This window comes from Bombella intestini, assembly GCF_002003665.1.
GTDB classification, from domain to species: domain Bacteria; phylum Pseudomonadota; class Alphaproteobacteria; order Acetobacterales; family Acetobacteraceae; genus Bombella; species Bombella intestini.
This window is the reverse complement of sequence record NZ_JATM01000002.1, coordinates 103,510-127,618: the sequence shown is the minus strand read 5'-3', so window position 1 is coordinate 127,618 and position 24,109 is coordinate 103,510. Positions and strand designations below refer to the sequence as shown.

Sequence of the window (24,109 nt, the reverse complement as noted above, 5' to 3'; positions counted from 1 at the left end):
AGTCCAGATCCACCTTACTGGGTTAGAAGTTCCGTAATATAAATGTTTGTGACATTCAGCGGGGCAAAGGCCACACGTAGGCGTCTCAGCAACGCTTCCCTCAGGCGATAAAAGCCACTGCCGTGCAGGTCCTGCGGGCGACTTTCATGCAGATATGTCTGAAAAATATCCTGCACCTCAGGAATACGCCCCTGAAGAGCTGCCAAAGTGTCGGCGCCTTCCACCTCTACGCTGGCTGTCATCTTGACATAAACCGTCCGTCCGGCACCGTTATCCAGATTTGCCGTTGCGGAAGGAACAGACAGAAGAAGGCGGTGTGAAGCCGCCTCCTTTCCCTCTGCTGCCGCAGCCTTGGTCGCAGACTTCCCGCCACCACCAAACGGCGGAAGATGGGCTTGCCAAGCTCCCACGCCCCCGCCAATCAACAGCAGGGGCACGGCGGCCAGAATGGCCATTTTCTTCTTGGAAAAGCCTTTCTTTCCGTCAGTCGTGATGCCTGTTTCATCGCCTCCAACTGCCGAAGGGTCTGCCTCTTCACTCATGCCATTCCGCTCCGTTCTTAATCCTGATGGACCGGTTGTCTGGCCACATTTTCTACAAGACGGCGTCCCTCCATCTCACCAGCCATAGCTGTTACACCCAGACCGGCAGAAACGGGTATGCTGGCTTCTCGGATGGCCTGCTGGACAGGTGCAACCTCATCCTCTGCACGGGCACCAAGTGGCAGGAAGGCTTCTTCATTCAGCCGATAGCCCATGCCCCAACTCGTGATGAAAGGCTTCTGAATCCCTCTTGCGCGCAGTTTCTGGCGAATACGGCAAACCATCACATCAATGGTCTTGCTGATAGGCTTTTCCCGTCCAGCATACAGGGTAGATAGGATGGCCGCCTTGTTCAGCAGGCTACCCCGACGGCGTACCATAAGGGACATAATGTCATATTCACCCTGCGTCAGCGGCAGAAGCTCATCATCCACCAGCACCTCACGGGTATCTTCCTTCACCGTCAAACGACCCACCGTGATGATCTGACTGGTCACGCCATGATCCATAACACGCCGGACAATGGCCTTTAGACGTGCAAGAAGTTCCACCGGCCCGACTGTAATAGGCACGCAGTCATCTGCACCAGCGGCGAGGGCCTCGGCCACATTATGGGCTGTAAGGTTTCGTGCAATGACCAAAATTGGCAGGCTGAAGCGGTTATTACGAATCGTGCGGATTAGCAACGGGTCTGGGTTAGTCTGCTGAATGACAGCCACATCGGACTGATCATTACGCAGGGCACTCAGCACACCCTCCCGTCCGGAAATACGCAGAAAGATTCCTCCTTCGGAAACAGCTTCAGACAGAGTGGAGCAGGGCCGTCCGTCCATGTTCTTCGGACTATCACCAACGCAAATCAATCTCATGGCAGTTTTCCTTTTTTTCATCGTTCTACGTCTCCTACTATCAAGGCATAATGCTAACGTGACATTAAAATATCCTTCCATATTTTAAATGCAATTAGAATATTCCTTTAAACAAAGAGAAAAATTGCCACAAACCCTATCACATCAAGGCCTTTTTATGTCCTTTTTAAAAAGTCCTGCTCTCACTTTTCCCTTGACGTCAACCCTCCCTGTTAATGAACTGGACATCTCCACAACCCAGTCACGGAAGGGGACCACACATGGCCCACATCCATCTCATCAACGGTGCAAAAGCTTTTGCCCACTCCGCAGGAAAGCTGAACCAAACCCTCCAGAACCTTGCTGCGACCTGCCTGCACGATCATGGCTTATCTGTCAGTCAGACTGTCATTGATGAGGGCTATGATGTTGAGGACGAAATTAAGGCCTTTCAGAAAGCAGAGACCGTCATCTACCAATTCCCTGGCTGGTGGATGGGCACACCGTGGCCTCTAAAGAAATATATGGATAACGTCTTCACACAGGCTCATGGCGTATTTTACAGCAACGATGGCCGCAGCCGGCACGATCCCTCAAAACATTATGGGGACGGTGGTCTGCTACAGGGTAAACGCTTCATGGTCTCCACCACATGGAATGCCCCTCTCGAGGCCTTTGAGGATAAAGACCAGTTCTTCGGGGGCGGTGGAATCGACGCCGTGCTGTTTCCCTTTTATCGGGCACATGCCTTTCTCGGCATGCAAAAGCTACCCACCTTTCTAGCAACCGACGTAATGAAAAATCCGAATGTGGAGGCTATAAAGGCCGCTTACCGCCGCCACATCGAACAGGTTATCATCACCCCATAAACTGTCAGGTCAGGAAGATCAGACACCGGAGGCAAAGCCATGTCCTGCACCCAGCTTTCTGCCCTTCAAGCGGCAGTCCTCCGTCATTGCCCGGAAAAGGTCACGCATACAGCGTTCGACTTCCTGACCCTCTACCGCACTGAAACAGTGACGGACCCTGTTCTGGTCGTTTATGAACCCCGCATCTATATTGTCGTACAGGGAGAGAAAATTCTCCACCTCCATGACCACCCCCTATCTTACGGTGAAGGCCAGTATCTGATCTCCACACTGGACCTTCCCGTCTCTGGCCAGATCACTCATGCCTCGGTAGACACTCCTTATCTAGCCCTATGTGTCAGCTTCTCTCCGACAGAAATGGAACAACTCCTTTGGGAGAGTCGGGCTACCGTGCCTCAACAAACCCGGACACTAGCCCTGCCAGAAGAAAACATCTCCCCTGTCTCTGCTATGGGGGTAAGCCAGATAACCGATAGCCTGCTAAATGCCCTGCTACGACTGGTCGAGTTACTCGCTAAAGACGGCGACCAGACATTTCTGGCCCAGCTCTACAAAAAGGAGCTGCTCTATCTTTTTCTGCATGGCCAGCAAGGCCATATCCTCCAGTCGGTGGCACGTGGAACAAGTGACCTTTCCCGCATTAACCGGGCTATCAGCCATCTGCGTCTGCATTTTCAAAAACGGTTCGAAATCAGCACACTGGTCAAGATAGCCGGAATGGGACAATCCAACTTCTATAAACGCTTCGGCGAACTAACAGGCATGACGCCCGTCCAATACCGGACCAAAATTCGCTTACAAGAAGCACGCCGCCTGATGGTGCATGAGGGCATGAAGGCCGCCAGTGCGGGGTTTCAGGTAGGCTATGATAGCCCCTCCCAATTCAGCCGTGATTACAAAAAAATCTTTGGCCGTCCCCCACAGTCGGACCTCAACCATATCCGGCGCATAGGTGTGGAAACCTACAAAAAGCAGCATGAAGATGTTTGGTTCTAAAATACGCACCAAACATCCCCCTGCATGATTGAACACAAAATAGACACATCGCAGACTCACAGTCGATCCGTCTCATAGCTGCTTTTCCTGAGAAGGGATCGTTCCATGCGTACCATTGGTTTTGCCTGTAACTCTGCTGAAGAAGCTCTCACCCCCTTCCATTTCGACCGCCGCTCTCCACGTCCCAACGATGTGGTGATGGAGATCCTCTATTGTGGTGTTTGTCATTCCGACCTGCATTGGGCACGCAATGACTGGGGACAAACAATTTACCCCGCCGTCCCGGGGCACGAGATCATAGGGCGTGTCATTAGTGTTGGGCCGGATGTTACCCATCACAAAGTCGGCGACATTGTTGCGGTTGGCTGCATGGTTGATAGCTGCCAAACATGCGACCAATGCCGAAAAGGGGAAGAACAATATTGCCGTGAAGGAATGTGCGGCGGCACATATGGCGGCATGGATGCCGTGGAGAAAACCCCCAACATGGGCGGCTACTCCAAACATCTAGTCGCCCGTGAAGAATTTGTGCTGAAGGTACCCAAAGGGCTGGATATTTCCAGAGCCGCACCACTGGTTTGTGCGGGTGTCACGACATGGTCGCCACTTCGTACATGGCAGGTTGGGCCGGGCAAACGAGTAGCCGTGATCGGTTTTGGCGGATTGGGACAGATGGCCGTAAAACTGGCTGTTGCCCTAGGGGCCGAAGTCACCGTCCTCTCCCGCAGCCACGCAAAAGAGCAAGAAGCCCTTGCGCTAGGCGCCAAAAGAGTACTGGTTTCCACCGATGAAACAGAAATGAAAAAAGCGGCCCATAGTCTGGACCTCATTCTCAACACCACCCCGGTGAAACACGATGTCACCCCCTATCTGCCTCTGCTAGATGTAGATGGCACAATCGTCATGATCGGGCAGATCGGCCCCATGCCGGAAAGTTCCAGCGTGCCGCTTATTTACGGCCGCCGCCGTGTGGCTGGCTCCTTCATCGGGAGCATCCGTGAAACACAAGAGGTTCTGAATTTTTGCGCTAGCAAAAACATCCTACCAGAAACGAAGATGATCCCCATTCAGGACGTCAACAAAGCGTTTGAACATCTCGAAAAAGGTGACACATATTACCGTTTCGTCATCGACATGAGTACATTGACAGTAGATTGATCATCCAATCCGCCCCACCCCAACCTCGGGTGGGGCGGGCCCATGTCATTTCCCTGCCAAAACCGCCTCTAAATACAGGCCTGTTCTGCTAGCGGGATTCCGGGCTACCTCTTCCGGCGGGCCGGAAGCAATAATCTTCCCGCCCTTTTCCCCACTGCCGGGGCCGATGTCGATCACCCAGTCACTCGCCGCCGCTACACGCATGTTATGTTCGGTCACCACCACGCTATGCCCCTGCTCCACCAGCGACTGAAGCTGCCCCAGCAACCTATCCGTATCGGAGGGGTGTAGGCCGGTCGTAGGTTCATCCAGAATATAGAGCATGGGGGCGGGCCGGCGCTTCTGTAGCTCTGTTGCCAGTTTGAGCCGCTGCGCCTCGCCGCCGGAAAGTTCCGGTGCGGGCTGGCCAAGGCGGAGATAGCCAAGGCCGGACTGCTCCAACGTTTCCAAACCACGAACCAATGCACCATCGCCAGCAAAGAAGGTGCAAGCCTCTTCCACTGTCATAGCCAGCACATCAGCGATGTTTTTCTCCCGCAACGTGATGGCGAGCACCTCGTCCTTATAGCGTGCCCCATGGCAGACCGGGCAAGGAGCCTCCACACCGGGCATGAAGAGCAAACCAACCGAGACCGTTCCCAACCCCTCGCAATGCGGGCACCGCCCCTTGGTCACATTAAAGCTAAAGCAGCTTTCATCCAGCTTCGCCTTGCGTGCCGCGTCCGTAGCCGCAAAAAGTTTGCGTATCTGGTCAAAAATGCCCGTGTAAGTGGCCAGATTAGAACGTGACGTCCGCCCGATAGGCTTCTGCGTAATAATGGCCAGACGCCGGACATGCTCCAGCCCCGCAACGACACACCCCTCCGGCTGGGCCTCCACACCCTCATCCGCCAGCAGCGTGGTATCATCACCATCCTGCGGTTCGTCCGCTTCCTCGACCTTCTGGCCCAGCGCACGCCCCAAAAGACTCACCAGAGCCTGACTGATCAGACTGGACTTGCCAGAACCAGAAACACCCGTCACGCTCACCAGAACACCAAGCGGCAGCTTCAGAGACAGGTCCTTCATGTTCCGCCATGTGATGCCCTCAAGCTGAAGCCACCGCTCCACCTGCCGACCAGACTCACGCTCCAAAGGCGGCGGGGCAAAGAGATAAGGCCGTGTACGGGAGGCTTCCACCTGCCGGAGGCCATCCGGTGGCCCACTGTAAAGAACCTGCCCACCATGACTGCCCGCCCCGGGGCCGATATCCACCAACCAATCCGCTCGCCGCATAACGACAGGATCATGCTCTACGACCAACAGGGAGTTTCCAGCCCGGGGCAGACGGGCCAGCACATTCAGCAAGGCCTCAATATCCGCTGGATGCAGTCCGGCAGCGGGTTCATCCAGCACATAGGCCACGCCAAACAGGGCAGAATGAACCTGCGTCCCCAACCGTAAACGCTGATATTCGCCGGGAGAAAGACTATCTACAGTCCGGTCCGTCTGCAGATAACCCAGCCCTAGCTCCAGCAAAATCTCCAGCCGCCGGAGTAAAGATGTACCGATCTCCTCAATCACACGCCCCTGAGCATCGCCCCGCCGCTCCCTTGCCAGCTGGTCTTTCAGCACGGCATGAAGCTGTTCCAGAGGCAGATGGAACAAAGCGGCAATATCCTGCCCTGCGAACGTCACGGCCAGAGCCTCAGGCTTTAAACGGGCACCGTGACAGACCGGGCAGCGCGTCGCCTGCATGAAGGCCGCCGCACGGGCACGCATCTTCGCACTCTTGGAGCCGTGAAAACTCTGCATCACGTGGCGGCGTGCGCTGGCGAAGGTACCCTGATAGGTCGCCGGTTCTCCCCTCTTGATGGCCGCCTGACTCTCAACATAGTTCAGGCCCCGGTAGATCGGTTCTGTCGGGGTGTCATCCGTGTATAGAATCCAATCCCGTGTTTCCTTGGGCAGGTCCTGCCAAGGTGTATCCAGATCGACCCCACGCATCATGAGAATGTCCCGCAGGTTCTGCCCCTGCCACGCACCGGGCCATGCGGCCACAGCTTTTTCCCGCAAAGTCAGTGTCGGGTCGGGCACCATCTTTTCTTCCACGACATCATAGAGCCACCCCGTACCCTGACAGCGTGGACAGGCTCCCTGCGGCGTATTGGCGGAAAAGTCGTCACTCTCCAGCATGGGCGCACCAGCTGGATACGTCCCCGCCCGGGAATAAAGCATCCGCAACATATTGGAGAGAGTCGTCACACTGCCCACGGACGAACGACTGCTCGTGCCTGCCTGCTGTTGAAGGGCAATAACGGGCGGTAGCCCTTCGATGCTACGTATCTTCGGTGGGGGCAGCTGGTGGAACAACCTCCGTGCGTAAGGAGCGACCGTCTCCAGATACCGCCGCTGCGCCTCGGCATAGAGCGTCCCAAATGCCAGAGATGACTTGCCCGAGCCGGAAACACCGGTAAACACCACCAGACAACCCCGTGGTACCTCCAGCGAAACATCCTTCAGGTTATGCTCCTGCGCACCTTCTAGGCGGATCATGTCTTCTGGTTTCCGATAGTGAGAAGACTGATTATCTGATGGCGCCATAACCATATGCCCCTTCTGACCAGCTCCAGACATGATCGTCAGAACTGATCGTTATCATAAAAAAATACTAACATGCTTACTCTCAGTATAAAATGGACCATTTGATAGATAAACAATACTTTTTAAATATTTTTATAATAAAAAACACTTAATTTATCACATAAATCGTAATTATTTAATTTTATACCTCAAACTTACTAATCTTATCTAATAAAAAATTATTCAGCTCTGTACTATCAGCCCCCCAATGGGCCCGCCTATGGCAATTAGGACAAAGAGCTGCCACAGATGCAGGATGATCGGGACCACCATCACTTAACTTATGAATATGATGTGCTTCGAGATATGGCTGCCCCAGTGCCGTAAAGAATGGAGCTTCCTTTTCACAGCTTTCACAACGTCCGCCCGAACGCGCTAAAACATACTCTCTGACAACCTTACTTCGTACCCGAACATCCTCTAAGGCTGCCCGTGCACTACTCACCTGCGGCGTGCTAGCTGCTTGTAAGGCACGTTCTCTCAAATCAGTTAAAGAAATCTTAGAAACGACCTCTACCGCTTGATCTTCCATCTCTACTAGGAAGTCTTTTTGTGGTACTAAGACAAAAACAATCGCTTTTCGCTTTTGCCCCGTTATATCTATCTGATCCTTAAACTCCCACCCACCACATACAAATATCCCCTCAAAACGAACCAACCCACCTTTTTTTGTCTGGTGGAATAGAAGAATATCTTTCCCATTCTGCACATGATCACGAATAGCTAAATTGCCACGCGACATGAGCATATCGCCGACCTGTCCCTGACCCGTATAATGAAATGTTCCATCGGGTAAAAAATCATCTTGGTATCCGACGTCACTACCACCCTGGCCAGTAAAAATAAAAATACCCGGAACATTCGCTGGAGTTGAAATGCCTCCCTGTTGCTGCCCTCCAAAACGAGCATGTATATCGTTTCGACGATGATAAGCTCTATGCAACTCAAAAGGCCATAACATGTATAATATGCTCCGTAGCACGCAATTAGAAATAAAATATTCTATTGCAAATACAAGTTCTATTTAGAAACGGAAAGAAAGGCCATACAATTTAAGAAGCAACAGAGCGCTCAACGACACGGAGTGTCCCCACCAATACAACCAACTTTTCAGGGAAAAACATCCTGGTGGAGGGGGTTGGATTCGAACCAACGTAGGCGTACGCCAGCGGATTTACAGTCCGCCCCCTTTAGCCACTCGGGCACCCCTCCGAACTCAGGATGTGCGTGTGATAATACGCATTTCTTACTATGTCAATGCGATCAAGAAAGATTATACAAAGGATTATGGCTAGAAAATCATCCTCCCGCCGTGTGGCACTGCCCGAGGCGCAAAATCTCTCCCGCAACCGCTCCCGCCGCAGCACGACCAAACACGGAGCCCCCGCTACTGGTAAAGGCTACTGGATCTACGGCCAGCATGCCGTGGAGGCTGCCCTCCTAAACCCAGCACGAATCATCTATAGCCTTCTTGCTACGAAGGAAGCCGCAGACTCCCTGCCCGACACAGCGCATCAGCCCCGCATCGTCAGCCGGGAAGAGCTGGATGCCCTCTGTGGGAAGGACGCCGTGCATCAGGGCGTCTGCCTAAATGTCGAACCGCTGGAAAATCCCGCCATTGTGGATGTCATCGACCGCCCCGGCCCCATTCTGGTGCTGGATCAGGTTACGGACCCCCGCAACATTGGGGCCATCTTGCGCTCGGCCGCTGCTTTCGGGGCCGCTGCCCTCCTAGTGCAGGACCGCCATACGCCCGATGAAACCGGTACCATGGCCAAAGCCGCCTCTGGCGGGCTAGATGTCGTGCCCATCATCCGGGAAACCAACATCTCCCGTGCTTTGCAAGGACTACAAAAGGCCGGATTCTGGGTTGTAGGGCTGGATGCAGGCGGCACCAGGCTAGACCGTAACCAGCTCGGCGACCGCCGTATCGCTCTGGTTCTGGGAGCCGAGGGAGCCGGTCTGCGCCGCCTGACACGGGAAACCTGCGATGAGATCGCCTCAATCTACATGTCCGGCCCGATGGAGAGCCTGAACGTCTCCAACGCTTCCGCCGTAGCCCTGTACGAGCTGACCCGCCCGCTAGACTAATACCCTCCTACAAAAACGGGGTGGGACCGGAAATACCAGTCGCCACCCCGCTTTCAGGCGATATTATCAGCCCATCACTTGGCGAACGGATAATCCGTATAGCCCTTGGCTCCAATCGGGCCGTACCATGTCGCCATGTCATCATCCTGAAGCGGCAAATCATCCTTCAGACGGCGCACGAGGTCCGGGTTCGCAATGTAGGCACGACCAAAGCTGATAGCATCAGCTTTACCCTCCGCCACGGCCTTCAGGGCCTCATCCCGTGTATATTCCTGATTCAGCACCAACGGACGGGTAAAGACCTTACGGATTTCCGGTGACAATTTCGGCTGTTCCGTAGCCCCAGCAAATGTGAAGGTGCTGGACGGGTTGGACTCACGGAGTTCCAACCACGCCACGCCCAGATCATTCAGCATCTTTGCCGCCGGGATGAAGACAGCTTCTGGGTTGCTATCAATCGTGCCCTGCACTTCCCCATTCGGAGAAAGACGGACGCCGACATGTTCGGCCCCAACTTCCTTGATGACAGCTTCCGTCACCTCACGCAGCAGGCGCAGACGATTCTCAACAGACCCGCCGTAAGCGTCCGTCCGGTGATTAGTGCTGTCCCGCAGGAACTCATCCAGCAGATAGCCATTGGCAGAATGAATCTGCACACCATCAAAACCGGCCTTCATCGCATTGCGGGCCGCATGGGCATAGCTTTCCACAATCCCCGGAATCTCATCCAGACGCAGCGCACGGGCTTCCTCATAAGGGGCCTTGCCCTCATAAGTATGAATATGCCCCGGTGCCGTTGAGGGAGACGGTGCCACTGGCTGCTCGCCTGTAACGGAGGAATGAACCATCCGCCCCATGTGCCAGAGCTGGCAGACAATCTTGCCGCCCTTTTCATGCACGGCATCGGTAACGGCCTTCCAGCCCTTCACCTGCTCCTCATTCCAGATACCCGTGGCATAGGCCCAGCCAAGACCCTGACGGGAAATACCCACCGCCTCGGAGATAATCAGGCCAGCACTTGCTCGTTGAGCATAATACTCTGCCATGATGGATGTCGGTACGGCATCTTTGCCTGCCCGTGCCCGTGTAAGCGGTGCCATGACGACACGATTAGCCGCCTTGATGGACCCGAAGGAAATGGAGTCGAAAAGTGTTGGCATGGTGTTTTCTCCTGAAAAACATAACCAGACAGATAACAGAGACGGAGACACACGGTGTCCCTCCCGTTCTTTTCAAACGCTAACACTTCCTTTTCGTTCCATCAACATGGAACAATGAAATTTGTTCCATATGAATAAAACTATAAAACCTTGACAAACAGCCCTCCGACTCCCGATACACGCTCTCATGGCTGCGCTGTATCACCACCCCGCCCCGGAAGACATCACTCTCCTCCCCCTGCTACGGGCCGTAGCAGACCCTGTCCGTCTAGGCATCATCTGCCATCTGCACAGTCTGGGCGAGGCTAACTGCACGACCCTTCTGCGTGGCAGGCCAAAATCCAGCATGTCGCATCATTTTCAGGTCCTGCGAGAGGCCGGCATCCTGCACACCCGTGTGGAAGGGGTCCAGCACCACAACACACTCCGTCTTGATGTGTTGGAAGAACGCTTCCCCGGCCTAATGACCTCCATCCTACGGGAATGTCCTACCTCTCTACCAGAGAACGGCTGAGCCATCGCCAGCCTGTCCTCATGGTCTCGTGCCATCACTGTTCAGCAGGGTTTGCTACTGTCAATTCTGCCACAAGGCGGGCCTGCTCTGGCTGCCACAGTAGAATACGGGCATTTCCCTGCCCATCTCGCAACGTAACAGCTAACGCACCATCAGGACGGGCCGTAACAGCCATAACCTGTTCACCCACATGACGAGGCAATTTCAGCAAAGCTGGTCCTGCCAATGACGATGGCCCCGCCATTGTCTGCACTGCAGACGGAGCCGAAGGTGACGCTGAGTGATTCATCATGCGATGAATGATGATCCCCACCAGCAAGACCGTCCCCAGAATAATCATCACCCCCATGATGATGACAGCCGCCACCAGAGCTTTAGGGGTACGAGGCGGGTTCGACTCGCTGTTTTGCCCCGGCTCGACTAGATTAGGGGACATGTCCGACTCATTCATTTCCGATTCTCTCCCAGCGGATGCACCCGCACTCTTCTCTTTCACCATCACGCACGAGCAAGCGGGGCAGCGGGCTGACCGTATGCTAGCCGATGCCATCGGTACCCTGTCCCGCTCCCGTGTTAAAGCTCTGATCGAAACAGGGCACCTTACCTGCAACGGCACGCCCCGGCGAGACCCTGCCTTCACCCTGCGTGAGGGGATGCAGCTAGAACTACGCCTTCCCCCGCCAGAACCCGCCCGCCCACAAGCAGAAAGCATCCCTCTGGACATCCTCTTTGAGGACAGAGACCTTATTGTGCTGGATAAACCAGCCGGATTGGTCGTGCATCCCGCTCCCGGCAATGAAACGGGCACTCTCGTCAACGCCCTTCTCGGCCATTGCGGGCCGGATTTTGAAGGCATTGGCGGCGAGAAACGCCCCGGCATTGTCCACCGACTGGACAAGGATACATCCGGCGTGATGGTTGTAGCCAAAACCCCCCTCGCCCATGAGGCCCTATCCGAGGCCTTCGCCAACCGCACAATGGAACGGGCTTACCTCGCTCTAGCATGGGGGCTTCTTCCCCCCTCAGGCGAATTTGAAGGGGCCATCGGTCGCGACAAACGGGACCGTAAACGCATGGCTGTAGTCACCCAAGGCGGCAAACACGCCCTGACACGCTTCACGACAAAAGAGACCTTCCATGCTGGTGTGTCCCTTGTGGAATGTCGGTTAGCAACCGGGCGGACCCATCAGATCCGGGTTCATCTCTCCCATAATGGGCATCCCTTGCTGGGCGACCCTGTCTATCTGCGCCGTGTACCAGCTGCCGCCCGCAAACTACCCGTAGATGTGCGCCACCAAGCCCTCGACTTCCCCCGGCAAGCTCTACATGCCGCCACGTTGGGTTTCATCCACCCACGAACAAAGGAAGAACTGCATTTCTCTGCACCTCTTCCGGACGACCTCCAAGCTCTGATAATGGCTCTTTCAGAAGGGTGACTTACATAACTTTTTATTAAGTTTGACTTCTTGAATGAATCAATTAGAGAATTATAGGACAAGAAGCGTCCCATAAAGAATGAACATGTCTCTATTGCCATATTTGCGATAGAGATACGAGCAGACCAGCATTAGGATGGACGGGCTGGTCTCATCGTTCCTGTGGTGAAGGGGCTGGTCCGGTTTACCTGCCTTTTCATCAGCCGGGTGCAAGGAGTCGAAATCGTATGAAGTCTCCCTCAACTCTTCCCGCTATCGGTCCAGAGACCAACCTTTCCCGTTATCTTCAGGAAATCCGGCGGTTCCCTCTTCTCACTTCCGAACAAGAATTAGCCCTTGCCCGCCGCTGGCGCGACAAGCATGACAGCACTGCCGCTCATGAGCTGGTCACGTCACATCTGCGTCTCGTTGCCAAAATCGCCATGAGTTACCGGGGCTATGGCCTGCCCGTTAGCGAGCTGATCAGCGAGGGCAATATCGGCATGATGCAGGCTGTCCGCCGTTTTGACCCAGAACGGGGCTTCCGTCTGGCAACCTATGCCATGTGGTGGATCCGTGCGGCCATTCAGGAATATATCCTCCATAGCTGGTCTCTAGTGAAGATGGGAACGACCGCTGCCCAGAAGAAGCTCTTCTTCAATCTTCGCCGCCTCAAGGGGCAGATGCAGGCTTACGAGGAAGGCGACCTCCAGCCGGAGCAGATCGACCATATCGCCAAGACCCTTGGCGTGCCGGAGCAGGATGTCATCTCCATGAACCGCCGCCTCACAGCACCGGACCACAGCCTAAATGCCCCGCTGCGTGTGGATGGTGAACAGGAATGGCAGGACTGGCTGGTAGACCAGAACGAAAATCAGGAAGACACGCTGGCCGAGAGCGAGGACATGGCCGGTCGCAAGGCCCTTCTAACCGAAGCCATGCAGACCCTCAATGAGCGTGAACGCCACATTCTGACAGAACGCCGCCTGAAGGAAGACCCTTCCACACTGGAGGAACTCTCCCATCATTATGGCGTCTCCCGTGAACGCATCCGCCAGATTGAAGCCCGCGCTATGGAGAAACTCCAAAAAGCCATGGCGTCTGCCGTCAAGGAACGGCGCAAAGAACAGGGATTCTCTGATGAGTCGGAAGACAACCCCAAAGCCTGAGTCTTTTCCCCTTTTTGAAACCCGGTAAATGTTCCGGGCAGAACGCAGTAAGGAGTTCGTTCCTGCTGCGTTTTTTATATGGCGAACCTCCAACAAACATAAAAAAAGGCGATGCCCCGAAGGACACCGCCTCTTCCGTAACAACCAGCAAAGCTGATCTTACTTGGCGCGCAGCACCTCAACACCCGGAAGGGTCTTACCCTCCAGCCATTCGAGGAAGGCACCGCCAGCCGTGGAGACATAGCTCATACGGTCGGCTACGCCAGCGTGACGCAGAGCGGAAACGGTGTCACCACCGCCAGCCACCGTCAGCAGCTTGCCTTCTTCAGTCAGCTTGGCAGCGGCACGAGCCACTTCCACAGTTGCCTTATCGAACGGTGCAATCTCGAAAGCACCCAGCGGACCGTTCCAGACCAGAGTCTTCAGGTCGGCCAGATGTTTGGAGATCAGCTCAGCCGTCTTCGGCCCAGCATCAAGGATCATAGTGTCATCTGGCACCTTGTCCACCGGCACAACCTCAGAGGCAGCACCCGCCTTGAACTCACGAGCCACGACAGCATCAACCGGCAGAACCAGCTTGCAGCCTTTTTCCTTAGCGTGAGCAGCAATCTTGCGGGCTGTCTCATGCATGTCGGATTCCTGGAGGGACTTGCCGACCTTCACGCCTTCTGCAGCGAGGAAGGTGTTGGCCATAGCCCCACCGATGAACAGAACGTCCACCTTGTCCAGCACGTTGCCGATCAGGTCCAATTTCGTGGAGATCTTGGAACCACCGATCACAGCACCAACGGGACGCTTCGGACTTTCCAGCGCAGCAGAAAGAGCCTTCAGCTCGGCTTCCATCAGGCGGCCAGCATAAGCGGGCAGCAGATGGGCCACGCCCTCTGTAGAGGCATGGGCACGGTGAGCAGCAGAGAAGGCATCATCCACATAGATATCCCCGTTGGCAGCCAGTGCCTTGGAGAACTCAGGATCGTTCTTCTCTTCCTCAGCGTGGAAGCGTGTGTTCTCCAGCAGAAGAACATCACCATCCTTCAGCGCATCCACGGCTTCTTTAGCCTTGGGGCCTACGCAGTCCGTAGCGAAAGCAACCGGGCGACCCAGAAGCTCACCCAGACGTTTGCCAACAGGTGCCAGCGACATCTCAGGAACGACCTTGCCCTTGGGGCGGTCGAAGTGGCTGAGAAGGATGACCTTAGCCCCCTTCTCAGTCAGCTCACGGATGGTCGGCAGCACACGCTCGATACGGGTCGTATCGGTAATGGCACCCTCATGCATGGGAACATTCAGGTCAGCGCGGAGAAGTACGCGTTTGCCACGTACCTCCGCCTTATCAAGCGTGCGAAAAGCCATGATCAGAGTTTCCCGAACAGAGAAGCTGTGTCAGACATGCGGTTGGAGAAGCCCCACTCGTTATCGTACCATGCGCAGATACGAACCAGCTCACCACCGTCAACCAGTGCTGTCTGTGTAGCATCGAAGGTGGAGGAGAACGGAACGTGGTTGAAGTCGTGGCTCACCAGCGGCTCCGTGTTGTAGCCGAGGATGCCCTTCAGGCGGCCTTCAGAAGCCTGACGGAGAGCCTCGTTGACTTCCTCAACGGAAGACGGCTTACGCTTCGGCACGAAGTCCAGAGACACGAGGGACACGTTCGGCGTCGGCACGCGGATGGCTGTACCATCCAGCTTACCCTTAAGCTGCGGCAGAACCAGACCAACAGCACGGGCAGCGCCTGTGGATGTCGGAATGATGTTGACAGCAGCAGCACGGGCACGACGCGGGTCTTTGTGCAGTGTGTCGATGGTGCGCTGGTCACCCGTGTAGGAGTGAACGGTCACCATGTAACCACGCTCGATGCCGAATGTCTCATCCAGAACGGAAGCAACCGGGGAGAGACAGTTGGTCGTGCAGGAAGCGTTGGAAACAATGGTCATGCCCGGCTTCAGGGCATCATTGTTCACGCCGTACACGATTGTAGCGTCAGCATCTTTACCCGGAGCGGAGATCAGCACGTGCTTGGCACCGGCTGTCAGCAGGGCAGAAGCCTTGTCACGGGCCGTGAAGAGGCCTGTGCATTCCATGGCCACATCAACACCCTGAAGCGGAATCTCTTCCGGGTTGCGATGAGCTGTCACCTTGATGGGACCGATCGTGCGGCCCTGATGGGTCTTGATGAGCAGATCGCCATTGACGACCTCGACCTCAGCCGGCAGGCGACCGTGGACAGTGTCATATTTCAGAAGGTGAGCGTTGGCTTCCACAGAGCCGAGATCGTTGATCAGAACCGGCTCGACGTCAGTGCGTCCGCTTTCGATGATGCCACGAAGAACCAGACGCCCGATACGTCCGAACCCGTTGATTGCAATTTTAACGGCCATTGGTCGCTTCCTCCGTAATTGGTAGCTAAAGGACTTCTTATCCATAGCACCACTGCCAGAGAGGGACAGAGGGAAAATGAAGTTTTTAAAGCAGCCCTGCTTCCCTCTTGCGTCATGCCCCGCTTCCTGTAACTAATTGTTTTATGATGGCTCTTTTTGTCCCCCGCTCCATCCTGCGAGTCCGTTTTACCGTTATGCTCCTGCTGGCAGCGCCTCTCTGTGCCTGTAATCCTATCGATCAGCGCACATTTGATGCCCAGGCTGGCAGACCGCCCAAGACAGCGGCCCCACCGCTGCCAACCCCCGCCCCTGAAAAACCAGCCTTCCTTCAGATCGCTGGCGGCACACCGGAGCAGGACTACGGCCCAGCGGTAGAAAAAGCCACCAAACTGGCACTGAGCCGCAAAACGAACATCCTGTTTATCGTCCAAGGCATGGCTCCCATGCAGAAGACACCAGAGGCTGAAGCACAGTCCCTTCAGCATCTAACGCAGACTCTCGTCAATCCGGTTGCCAGCCATATTCTGGCTGCCGGGGCCCGCCCCATCCAGCTCGAGATGCGGGTCGGCTCCAACCCGACCCTTCAAAGCGACATGGTACGTATTTATGTTCGATAGGCTTCCCCGTCTTACCTGTGCCGTTCTTCTTAAGCAGGCAGACCGCAATCTGTCGGGATGGCTAGCATGGCATCTGGCCCTTGGGATTGAACATATCGCCATCATGGATAGCGGGGCCTTTGATGATGCCCGGCAGATTGTCCAGAGCCTCCGGCAAGACTGGCCCCTCTCGTGGCACCCGGTAGAAGCCGAGCCAAACCAGACTCCCGAAGAACATCGTCTGGAGATGACCCGGCAGGCCATTTCCCATTTGCACCACGTCACCCAAGCCATGCCGCAAGAGGTGGTTGACGAGGAAAACGGCGAAACCACCCCTGTGGATGACTGGGTCATCATTCTGGATGCAGATGAATATCTAGCCCCCAGCCGGGAACTGACCTCCCTACTATATCAGGCCAAGGACGAAACTACCGCCTTTGCTCTGCACTGGCGGATTTACGGTGATGCTGGCTTGCTTACGCCTCCACCGGGCCATGTCGTTGCCAATCATACATGGCACGCCCCGCCTGTTTTCGCCGATCATCGGTTTGTCCGACTTATAGCCCGGCTAGACTGCCTACCTGCCCCAGCTAAACTGGCCGACCCGCACATGCTAGGGCTATCCCCCGAGCAGATACTCCGCCCCAATGGGCGTCCCTTTATACCCGGCGATGAATCCCTCCACCCGGAATTGTGGGAGGGTGGGTGCATCCAGCATTACATCTGCGCGCTGGCCCATAATGAGGAGGAACTCCCCCCTCCTATGCGGGCCTATTACAACCGCAATGAACAGATGACGGCACCGCAAACGCGGAACCTGCAAACCATGCGCCAGCTGGCCAACCAGCTAAGAGAGAGCGCCTTGCGGGCAGGCCTCTCCCGCTTGCAGAAACTGGTAGAGCCTCAGCTTGAGGAAGCTCAGCTGAAACATCAGGAAGATGAGACGGATTTAGCCATCCGAAGCCACGTGCAGCATGACACGTTCCACTATGACCGGATACGCTCCTCTGTCCGCAGTGACCTGCTCCTGAACCCGCAATTCTCTACCCGTTATGAAACAGGGCAGACCGTTCTTCTGCGCTTCCCAGAAGGAAGACTGCTGGAAGGCGATCCACCGAATCACCATGAACCGCTCATCGGATTCCGGCTGGAAAGCACCCCACACCTCCTTACCCTCTATGGGCAGGACCGTTCACCCTTCACCCTCGGGGATGCACCCTGTCCGTTTGGCATGGCCAGCCTGAGCATTACACCCAGCACACAACAGCAGTTTGTCCATCTGCCACACGAGACCGGTCATGGCAGCACACCGCTGGAAATAATACCAACCAATGCGGTACCTGCCTTCCTTTACACCCCTCTGCCACCTATTGATGAACCAGATGGGCTGAGTGTTCACGGACTCCTCACATGGCTTGCAGGGCATCCCGACCTCCAGCCCTATGATCTTGCACGGGCATTGCTGCTGCTTTCCCCGGCATCTGCCCAGCATCTGCATAATCTGGCCCCTATCTTGGCAGAATTTCTACCATCTCAGCCTAAGCCAGACTTCCTACCCTAAACTGCACTCTCAATAGGGGGCTTAAAATGCCCCCTAGAAAAGATGAGGCAGCCCCCACAGGGCCATCGCTACCAACCCACCTCCCAGACACAACCCGACTGAAAACAGCAGAAGGGCTGACGAGCTTCTACCATCTCGAGGGCGCTCAGCCAGAGCGGCAAGGCTAGCCCGTAAGGCGGCCAACTCTTCCTGATGCGCCCGCTCTTCTTCCTGATGCCGCCGCACTACGCCGCTCTGCTGCCTAATAAAACTGACTGCCTCCGCCGTTGTTTGGAAAAAACAGTCCACCATGTGCGGTAGGATGGTGGTAGCCGTATCACTACTATCAGCTGCAACATCATACGCTAAGACACGATAGACTGGACATTGCAACAGGCCTTTCACGAAAGGTGAAGAATCCATCTCGGCCAGACGGCTTCCAGCAATCACCAGCAAGATAACATCCTGCTCCACACCATGCAGATAAGAAAGCTCTGCACAGCCACCATGATCCGGTATCGACCGTACCGTTACATTCCGTTCTGTCCAGAAACCGCCGAGCGACTGCTGAATAGCCTTCAGCCTCTCCAACCCGACACCAACACCCAGCAACAGCATCCTAGCCCCCTCACGAACGGGAAAACTACGCCGTTGCGGGGGCATCTCCCGCAAAAGCTGCAAAAGCTCTTCTCGTTGCCTCTCCGCCGCCTCTTCGGCATCCCGTATGATGGACAAAACTTCAAAGCGAGGAGTAATCTGCCCCCGGTGCAGATGCGCCCTCAACAGGCCGCAGACACGGACATGCTCCCCCGCATGCAGCCCTTCCCCCTCCAACAAAGAGGGGGACATATCCAGCAAAAGAGATGTACCTGTCTGCCCATCTAACAGAGGCGTCCCTTCTCGACGACGCCAGCGATCCGGTGGCACGTCCCCTATCACCCCACTAACAATGATAGGCACCTGCCACTCTGCAAAACGGGCACAGATATCCGTAAGACGCCGCCGGAACAAAGCCTGTACTTGCTCCGGCTCCATGACAGGACATGTCTCTTCTGACCGCCGTGGAGGAAGTACAGAGGACCGCCGTGAAAACACCTCCATAAACTTCTCCCTCCTCAAATGACAAAAGGCCCCAGAACCAGACTGGAGCCTCTTCTATCATTTCCCACTCAGGCCAACGAGGACCCTTTTCCCTCTATTCAGAGCCCTGCATCAGGCTTTCTGGCTGAACAGCTCCTCATAAATCTCCGGCTTAAACCCCACCATGACCGTCTCTCCTTTCTCAAGGACAGGGCGGCGCACCAAGGTTGGGTGTTCCAGCATCAGGGCCACGGCACGGGTTTCCGTCAGGTCCTGCTTCGCTGCATCATCAAGACGGCGAAATGTCAGGCTGGAACGGTTGAGGAGCTTCTCCCACCCTACAATCTTCGCCCATCCCTCTAGCTGAGACGCTGTCAGCCCATCTTTGCGAACATCATGATAGCGGAAAGCGATGCCCCGCTCTTCCAGCCAGTTCATGGCTTTCTTGACGGTAGAGCAGGTCTTAATCCCATACAGAACAACCGTATCAACCATACTGAACGTGCTTCTCCATAAGGAAACGGACTATTTCATTTTTCATGAAATATAGGGACAATATATGGCCTCAACAGAAAACTGGAAGCCTGAAAGAATGGTGCTGCTGGCGAGGATTGAACTCGCGACCTCTCCCTTACCAAGGGAGTGCTCTACCACTGAGCTACAGCAGCATTGCTGTCCTATGGCGGGTTAACTAGCCTGTTCGTCCCCGCCATGCAACCCCTAATCAGTCGTCTCGGTAAATCTTTTCATGCCGTTCGTGACGCTCCTGCGCCTCCAGCGACAATGTGGCAATCGGGCGAGCTTCCAACCGCTGAAGGCCGATAGGCTCACCCGTTTCTTCACAATAGCCATAAGACCCATCCTCAATCCGGGCCAGAGCCATATCAATCTTGATAATCAACTTACGAGCACGGTCACGAGTCCGCAGCTCAAAGGCACGATCCGTTTCCACGGTGGCACGGTCCGTCAAATCAGCCTCACGGATACCCCCTTCAGACAGACTAGCCAAAGTCTCCCCGGCTTCCTTGAGAAGGTCCATCCGCCAATGAAGAAGCTTCTGCCGAAAATACGTCAGCTGCTGTTCATTCATGAACTCTTCATCTTCTGAAGGACGGTAGTCAGGTGAAAGCGTGATCATTCAGAACTCCCTCTCGCAGAGCCTCCCCCACCTCACCGCTCCACAGCGACACGGACAGAGAAGTTGATGACCGGTTTATATCGGTCCGGTCAGAAATCTCCAAGACAGAGACCCGTTTTTTTTGGTGAATATTCCATTTCAGGGAGAGAATAGTGCCATTTTTTTCAACATCACACTTTATAACCCATATATTATATGGGACTTCCATTGTTCATTTATAAAAATGCTACAAGTATTTTATTTACCATTAACATAATGGACCGCCCCAGAAGTGGGAAGCCGTCAATTTTTTGCCAGAGCCCCCCACCGGCTAGCCCGTACCCGCAGAACACGGCGACGCTCCATCTCCAGCACCTCAAAAAGCCAACCAGAGAAAACGACCTTATCCCCCTTGGCCGGCACACGCCGCAACAGGGCCATCACGGCCCCACCAAGTGTGTGATAGCGACCATCCTCAGGCGGAACGGGAATATCCAAACGCACGCACACATCATCAATCGGCATGGTGCCATCGAGGATATATTCTTCTTTCCCGTCAGCTTCCGTGACTTTTCTTGCCGAAACGTCCAGTGCTTCATCCCCAATAATGGCCTCAAACACATCTGAAGGTGTCACAATCCCTTCAAAAGACCCGTATTCATCAAAGACAAACACAATCCCTAAAGAAATACCTTTGAGGCGTTCAATCATCCCCTGCGCTGTTAGGCTATCTGGGATAGCAGGCGGTGTCCGCAGGACAGCTTCTACGGAGAGAGGCAGGCCCAGAAGAAGCCTATCCATCACATCTTTAGCCAGCATGACACCAACGGGGTGATCTACATCACCATCACACACCACAATGCGTCCATAAGAAGACTGGCGCAGCTTCTTAGTCAACGTTTCCGCATCGGCATTGCGGTCTACCCAAAACAGTTCATTACGAGGCGTCATGATGGCCCGAACGGGACGATCCGCTAGACGGAGCAGACGCTCGATAATCGCCCGTTCTTCCGTCTCCAATATGCCCGCCTGCATACCTTCTTGCAGAACGGCCTTCAGCTCCTCCTCCGTCACGGTTACGCGGGGCATGGAGCCAATACCGATCAACCGCAGAACGAGGTCTGTTGTTTTGCTCAACAACCAAACAACCGGCCTCGTGCACCAGGCCAACACCACCAAAGTAGAGGAGAGACGGATGGCAATAGTTTCCGGACGCCGCAAAGCAATCTGCTTGGGCACCAGCTCACCAAAAACCAGCATGGCGAATGTAATCAACGCCACAACGATGATGATGGACAGCTCCCCCGCAAAAGGTTCCGGAACCGCCCAATGCTCAATAAGCCGCTGAACCCCCTCTTCCAACTGGCTGCCACCGAAGGCACCTTCCAGAATGGAAACGAGAGTCATGCCGATCTGTACAGTTGGCAGGAAATTCTGAGGATTTTCAGCTAATTTAAGCGCCCGTTCTGCGCCTGCTACTTTCTTCTGTGCCAAATTGGACAGCCGAGCCCTCTTGGCCGAAATAAGAGCCAGCTCTCCCGTAGCGAAAATGCCATTGAGGAAGATCAGAAGAAGAATTGTCAGAACGGGAATCATCATAGGACTTATCCTGCCCTGATCTGCTCCACGCTACAAGACGCAGTGAAGCCCTCATCAGGGCAGGAGGGAAAAACAGCCCTTACCTTACTTAGCAGCCGGAGCAGCAGAGCCTTCCGTACGGCCATTGATGCGGACACGCGGCCCACGAGCAGGCTTCTTACCGCTCTTGGCTTCCTCGCCCTCGATACGCTCAAGCTGACGGGCTACTTCATCATCATAACCATAAGAAGCCGGACGCTGATTGGCCAGAGAGATCTCTGGAGCCATAGGCTTTTCAGTCTCCGGCCCCTGAAGGGCCACTTTGATGAAATGCAGAGGGCGGCGGACCGCATCCATCACCGCAGTGGACTCATAACCGGAATGGACCATGCAATCGGCGCATTTCTCATAAGCACCCGTGCCGTACTGATCCCACGCCGTATCGTCCATTAGCTCCTTAAAGGTCTTAGCGTAGCCTTCACCGAGCAGATAGCAGGGGCGCTGCCAGCCAAAAACTGTACGCAGCGGCTTACCCCACGGCGTGCAGTGATAGGTCTCATTTCCTGCAAGAAAGTTCAGGAACAACGGAGACTGCGTAAAGCGCCATTTATGGCCCTTACCCAGGCGGAAAATATCCCGGAACAGGGTCTTGGTCTTCTGGCGGTTCAGGAAGTGTTCCTGATCAGGGGCACGCTCATAGGCATAACCCGGTGCCGTCATAACACCATCAACACCCAGCTTCATGACTTCATCAAAGAATGCCGCCACACGCTCCGGCTTTACACCGTCGAAGAGCGTGCAGTTGATGGACACACGGAAGCCCTTAGACTTAGCCAGCTTGATGGCCTTAACTGCCCGCTCATACACGCCTTCCTGGCAGACAGACGAGTCGTGCATCTGCTGGTCACCATCCAGATGGATGTCCCATGAGAAGAAAGGTGACGGTTTGTAATCGTCAATCTTCTTCTCCAGCAAGAGAGCATTGGTGCAGAGGTAAACGTACTTCTTGCGTGCGACCAGCCCTTCGATGATCTGCGGCATTTCCTTATGCAGCAGCGGCTCGCCACCGGCCACGGCAATCACGGGGGCACCTGCCTCGGTATCAGCGTCCATGCACTCTTGATAGCTCATGCGCTGATTGAGAATCTTTGCGGGATAATCAATTTTGCCACAACCTGCGCAAGCCAGGTTGCAGCGGAACAGCGGCTCAAGCATCAGCACCAGCGGATAGCGTTTGCGTCCGGTCAGGTGCTGCTTGAGAACGTACCGTCCAACTCGGACAGCCTGCATCAATGGTACGGCCATTATAATCCTCTGATCATTCTTTCCACTGGGGGCTGCATCACGGTATCAGAACACCCGTGCCTAGCGTACAGAATATCCTTCCATCGCTGGGACCCACCACGAAACCTGCCGGTTCCTTTGCAGAAGCAGCAAGGAAATGCAAGCACAAGAGGATATCCTTACTCCCCTTCTGCACACCCCTGATGCCCCATGCCACTGCTATAACGCCGTCAGACTCGTTCATTCAATCATAGTGCGCTATACTACCCTGCCAACTGTAGCAGATTCACCACAGTTACGCAGCATCCCGTAGGGACCCCGTGCCAAGAGTCCCATGGCCTCTTGCATGAACAGGCACATAGGAGGAAAGAGCATGCATATGAAACGTTGTCTTATGTTTTCCACTGGCATGATGGCCTTGCTAGCAGCTGTCCCCACCGCCATCGCCCCCTACTCCGCACAAGCGGCCAGTCGCTCTGCGGCTACTGCCCCGGCGGCGGCTCCTTCTACACCGCAGGCCCCAATTGCCGGCCTTTATAAAGCGCTGGAACAGTCCGAACATTCTGGGGCTGGCATTGGCAAGCGCAGCGCCATGATTGCCCCGCAAGTTGACCGGGCTTTCAACATGGATGCTATTCTCAAGCGTTCAGTTGGTCTGCATTACGACCAGCTCTCCCCCAGTGAGCGCGATGCCCTTATCACCGCTTTCAAGCGGTTTACCATTGCCCGTTATGCGTCCACGTTCAAACCGGGAACAGACGCTACCTTCACCGTTGCCCAGAGCAGCGTGGACGAAGGACGTACCATCGTCCATACGACCATTGGCAACAAGAACGATTCTCCCGAGTCCGCCACACCCATTGATTACGTAATGGTTCAGGGTCCAGATGGCTGGCGTATCGTGGACATCCTGCTGGATGGCCATATCAGCCAAGTTGCTGCCCAGCGATCCGACTTTAAGACCATCTTCAGTCAGAGTGGTGCCAGCGGGTTGGCTCGTACGCTGACAAAGAAAGCAGATGACTTCCTGCAAGAATAAAACTGGACTGCATGGCTTTTCTCTTTTCAGACCCTTCCAAAACCATATCTAACCACTGGAATCGCCATAGCAGGGCTGGCAGGTTTTTCCTGCCAGCCAAGCAGACGGCCTTT

Annotated in this window: 23 protein-coding genes and 2 tRNA genes; 10 read left to right on the top strand and 15 right to left on the bottom strand. The window is 55.0% G+C overall.

The window, feature by feature from the left end; all coding sequences use genetic code 11:
• Positions 1-14: 14 nt before the first annotated feature.
• Positions 15-542 (bottom strand): flagellar basal body-associated FliL family protein, encoded by a 528-nt coding sequence (locus AL01_RS03705; RefSeq protein WP_077396078.1) that lies wholly within the window; start codon positions 540-542, stop codon positions 15-17.
• Positions 543-559: 17 nt separating this feature from the next.
• The gene (locus AL01_RS03700; RefSeq protein ID WP_158075928.1) at positions 560-1,411 is read right to left on the bottom strand and encodes a response regulator transcription factor; all 852 of its coding nucleotides are present in this window, start codon (positions 1,409-1,411) and stop codon (positions 560-562) included.
• A 260-nt stretch (positions 1,412-1,671) separates the two neighbouring features.
• On the opposite strand from AL01_RS03700, the gene AL01_RS03695 reads away from it, so the two are divergent.
• The 3 genes from AL01_RS03695 (at position 1,672) to AL01_RS03685 (ending at position 4,413) form a co-directional block, all read left to right on the top strand.
• Positions 1,672-2,259, top strand: a complete 588-nt coding sequence (locus AL01_RS03695; protein WP_077396075.1) for an NAD(P)H-dependent oxidoreductase — start codon at positions 1,672-1,674, stop codon at positions 2,257-2,259.
• Between the two features lie 39 nt (positions 2,260-2,298).
• Positions 2,299-3,255: an AraC family transcriptional regulator gene (locus AL01_RS03690; protein WP_077396074.1), complete on the top strand. Its 957-nt coding sequence runs from the start codon at positions 2,299-2,301 to the stop codon at positions 3,253-3,255.
• Positions 3,256-3,360: 105 nt separating this feature from the next.
• Positions 3,361-4,413: an NAD(P)-dependent alcohol dehydrogenase gene (locus AL01_RS03685; protein ID WP_077396072.1), complete on the top strand. Its 1,053-nt coding sequence runs from the start codon at positions 3,361-3,363 to the stop codon at positions 4,411-4,413.
• Between the two features lie 45 nt (positions 4,414-4,458).
• On the opposite strand, the gene AL01_RS03680 is transcribed toward AL01_RS03685, so the two are convergent.
• The 3 genes from AL01_RS03680 to AL01_RS03670 form a co-directional block, all read right to left on the bottom strand.
• Positions 4,459-7,002, bottom strand: a complete 2,544-nt coding sequence (locus AL01_RS03680) for an excinuclease ABC subunit A (RefSeq protein ID WP_456303500.1) — start codon at positions 7,000-7,002, stop codon at positions 4,459-4,461.
• 175 nt (positions 7,003-7,177) lie between these two features.
• Positions 7,178-7,996: an HNH endonuclease gene (locus AL01_RS03675; RefSeq protein WP_077396071.1), complete on the bottom strand. Its 819-nt coding sequence runs from the start codon at positions 7,994-7,996 to the stop codon at positions 7,178-7,180.
• Between the two features lie 165 nt (positions 7,997-8,161).
• A tRNA-Tyr gene (locus tag AL01_RS03670) sits at positions 8,162-8,247 on the bottom strand.
• A gap of 75 nt (positions 8,248-8,322) precedes the next feature.
• Here AL01_RS03670 and rlmB point away from each other — a divergent pair.
• The gene (gene rlmB / locus AL01_RS03665) at positions 8,323-9,126 is read left to right on the top strand and encodes a 23S rRNA (guanosine(2251)-2'-O)-methyltransferase RlmB (protein WP_077396069.1); all 804 of its coding nucleotides are present in this window, start codon (positions 8,323-8,325) and stop codon (positions 9,124-9,126) included.
• Positions 9,127-9,200: 74 nt separating this feature from the next.
• Here the strand turns inward: rlmB and AL01_RS03660 are convergent, their stop codons facing one another.
• Complete coding sequence (locus AL01_RS03660) at positions 9,201-10,286, bottom strand: alkene reductase (protein ID WP_077396067.1); 1,086 nt, start codon at positions 10,284-10,286, stop codon at positions 9,201-9,203.
• Between the two features lie 187 nt (positions 10,287-10,473).
• Between AL01_RS03660 and AL01_RS03655 the strand changes: the two genes are divergently transcribed.
• A complete protein-coding gene (locus AL01_RS03655; RefSeq protein ID WP_077396065.1) occupies positions 10,474-10,800 on the top strand; it encodes an ArsR/SmtB family transcription factor in 327 nt (108 codons plus the stop codon).
• 34 nt (positions 10,801-10,834) lie between these two features.
• Here AL01_RS03655 and AL01_RS03650 read toward each other — a convergent pair whose 3' ends face one another.
• A complete protein-coding gene (locus tag AL01_RS03650; RefSeq protein WP_241502685.1) occupies positions 10,835-11,251 on the bottom strand; it encodes a DUF6476 family protein in 417 nt (138 codons plus the stop codon).
• On the opposite strand from AL01_RS03650, the gene AL01_RS03645 reads away from it, so the two are divergent.
• Both AL01_RS03645 and rpoH read left to right on the top strand, forming a co-directional pair.
• Positions 11,235-12,236, top strand: coding sequence for an RluA family pseudouridine synthase (locus AL01_RS03645; protein ID WP_077396063.1), 1,002 nt, complete (start codon positions 11,235-11,237; stop codon positions 12,234-12,236). The two genes, AL01_RS03650 and AL01_RS03645, sit on opposite strands and share 17 nt — an antisense overlap.
• Before the next feature lie 227 nt (positions 12,237-12,463).
• On the top strand, positions 12,464-13,384 hold the full coding sequence (gene rpoH / locus AL01_RS03640) for an RNA polymerase sigma factor RpoH (RefSeq protein WP_077396061.1): 921 nt from the start codon (positions 12,464-12,466) through the stop codon (positions 13,382-13,384).
• A gap of 159 nt (positions 13,385-13,543) precedes the next feature.
• Here the strand turns inward: rpoH and AL01_RS03635 are convergent, their stop codons facing one another.
• The gene (locus AL01_RS03635) at positions 13,544-14,737 is read right to left on the bottom strand and encodes a phosphoglycerate kinase (protein ID WP_077396060.1); all 1,194 of its coding nucleotides are present in this window, start codon (positions 14,735-14,737) and stop codon (positions 13,544-13,546) included.
• A gap of 2 nt (positions 14,738-14,739) precedes the next feature.
• Positions 14,740-15,762: a type I glyceraldehyde-3-phosphate dehydrogenase gene (gene gap, locus AL01_RS03630; protein ID WP_077396058.1), complete on the bottom strand. Its 1,023-nt coding sequence runs from the start codon at positions 15,760-15,762 to the stop codon at positions 14,740-14,742.
• 143 nt (positions 15,763-15,905) lie between these two features.
• Here gap and AL01_RS03625 point away from each other — a divergent pair, with 143 nt between their 5' ends.
• The gene (locus AL01_RS03625) at positions 15,906-16,379 is read left to right on the top strand and encodes a hypothetical protein (RefSeq protein ID WP_241502684.1); all 474 of its coding nucleotides are present in this window, start codon (positions 15,906-15,908) and stop codon (positions 16,377-16,379) included.
• Positions 16,369-17,919, top strand: a complete 1,551-nt coding sequence (locus AL01_RS03620) for a glycosyltransferase family 2 protein (RefSeq protein WP_077396056.1) — start codon at positions 16,369-16,371, stop codon at positions 17,917-17,919. Before AL01_RS03625 ends, AL01_RS03620 begins: the two co-directional genes overlap by 11 nt.
• Positions 17,920-17,952: 33 nt before the next feature.
• Here the strand turns inward: AL01_RS03620 and AL01_RS03615 are convergent, their stop codons facing one another.
• The 6 genes from AL01_RS03615 to hpnH form a co-directional block, all read right to left on the bottom strand.
• On the bottom strand, positions 17,953-18,999 hold the full coding sequence (locus AL01_RS03615; RefSeq protein WP_077396055.1) for a hypothetical protein: 1,047 nt from the start codon (positions 18,997-18,999) through the stop codon (positions 17,953-17,955).
• Positions 19,000-19,110: 111 nt separating this feature from the next.
• Complete coding sequence (locus AL01_RS03610) at positions 19,111-19,473, bottom strand: arsenate reductase (RefSeq protein ID WP_077396053.1); 363 nt, start codon at positions 19,471-19,473, stop codon at positions 19,111-19,113.
• Between the two features lie 98 nt (positions 19,474-19,571).
• Positions 19,572-19,646, bottom strand: a tRNA-Thr gene (locus AL01_RS03605).
• 56 nt (positions 19,647-19,702) lie between these two features.
• On the bottom strand, positions 19,703-20,116 hold the full coding sequence (dksA, locus tag AL01_RS03600) for an RNA polymerase-binding protein DksA (protein ID WP_077396051.1): 414 nt from the start codon (positions 20,114-20,116) through the stop codon (positions 19,703-19,705).
• A 282-nt stretch (positions 20,117-20,398) separates the two neighbouring features.
• Positions 20,399-21,694 carry a hemolysin family protein gene (locus AL01_RS03595; protein WP_077396049.1) on the bottom strand — a complete coding sequence of 432 codons (1,296 nt, stop codon included), beginning with the start codon at positions 21,692-21,694 and terminating at the stop codon, positions 20,399-20,401.
• Positions 21,695-21,778: 84 nt separating this feature from the next.
• Positions 21,779-22,978, bottom strand: coding sequence for an adenosyl-hopene transferase HpnH (gene hpnH / locus AL01_RS03590; RefSeq protein ID WP_077396048.1), 1,200 nt, complete (start codon positions 22,976-22,978; stop codon positions 21,779-21,781).
• Between the two features lie 358 nt (positions 22,979-23,336).
• Here hpnH and AL01_RS03580 point away from each other — a divergent pair, with 358 nt between their 5' ends.
• Positions 23,337-23,996, top strand: coding sequence for an ABC transporter substrate-binding protein (locus AL01_RS03580; RefSeq protein ID WP_077396322.1), 660 nt, complete (start codon positions 23,337-23,339; stop codon positions 23,994-23,996).
• Positions 23,997-24,109 lie beyond the last annotated feature (113 nt).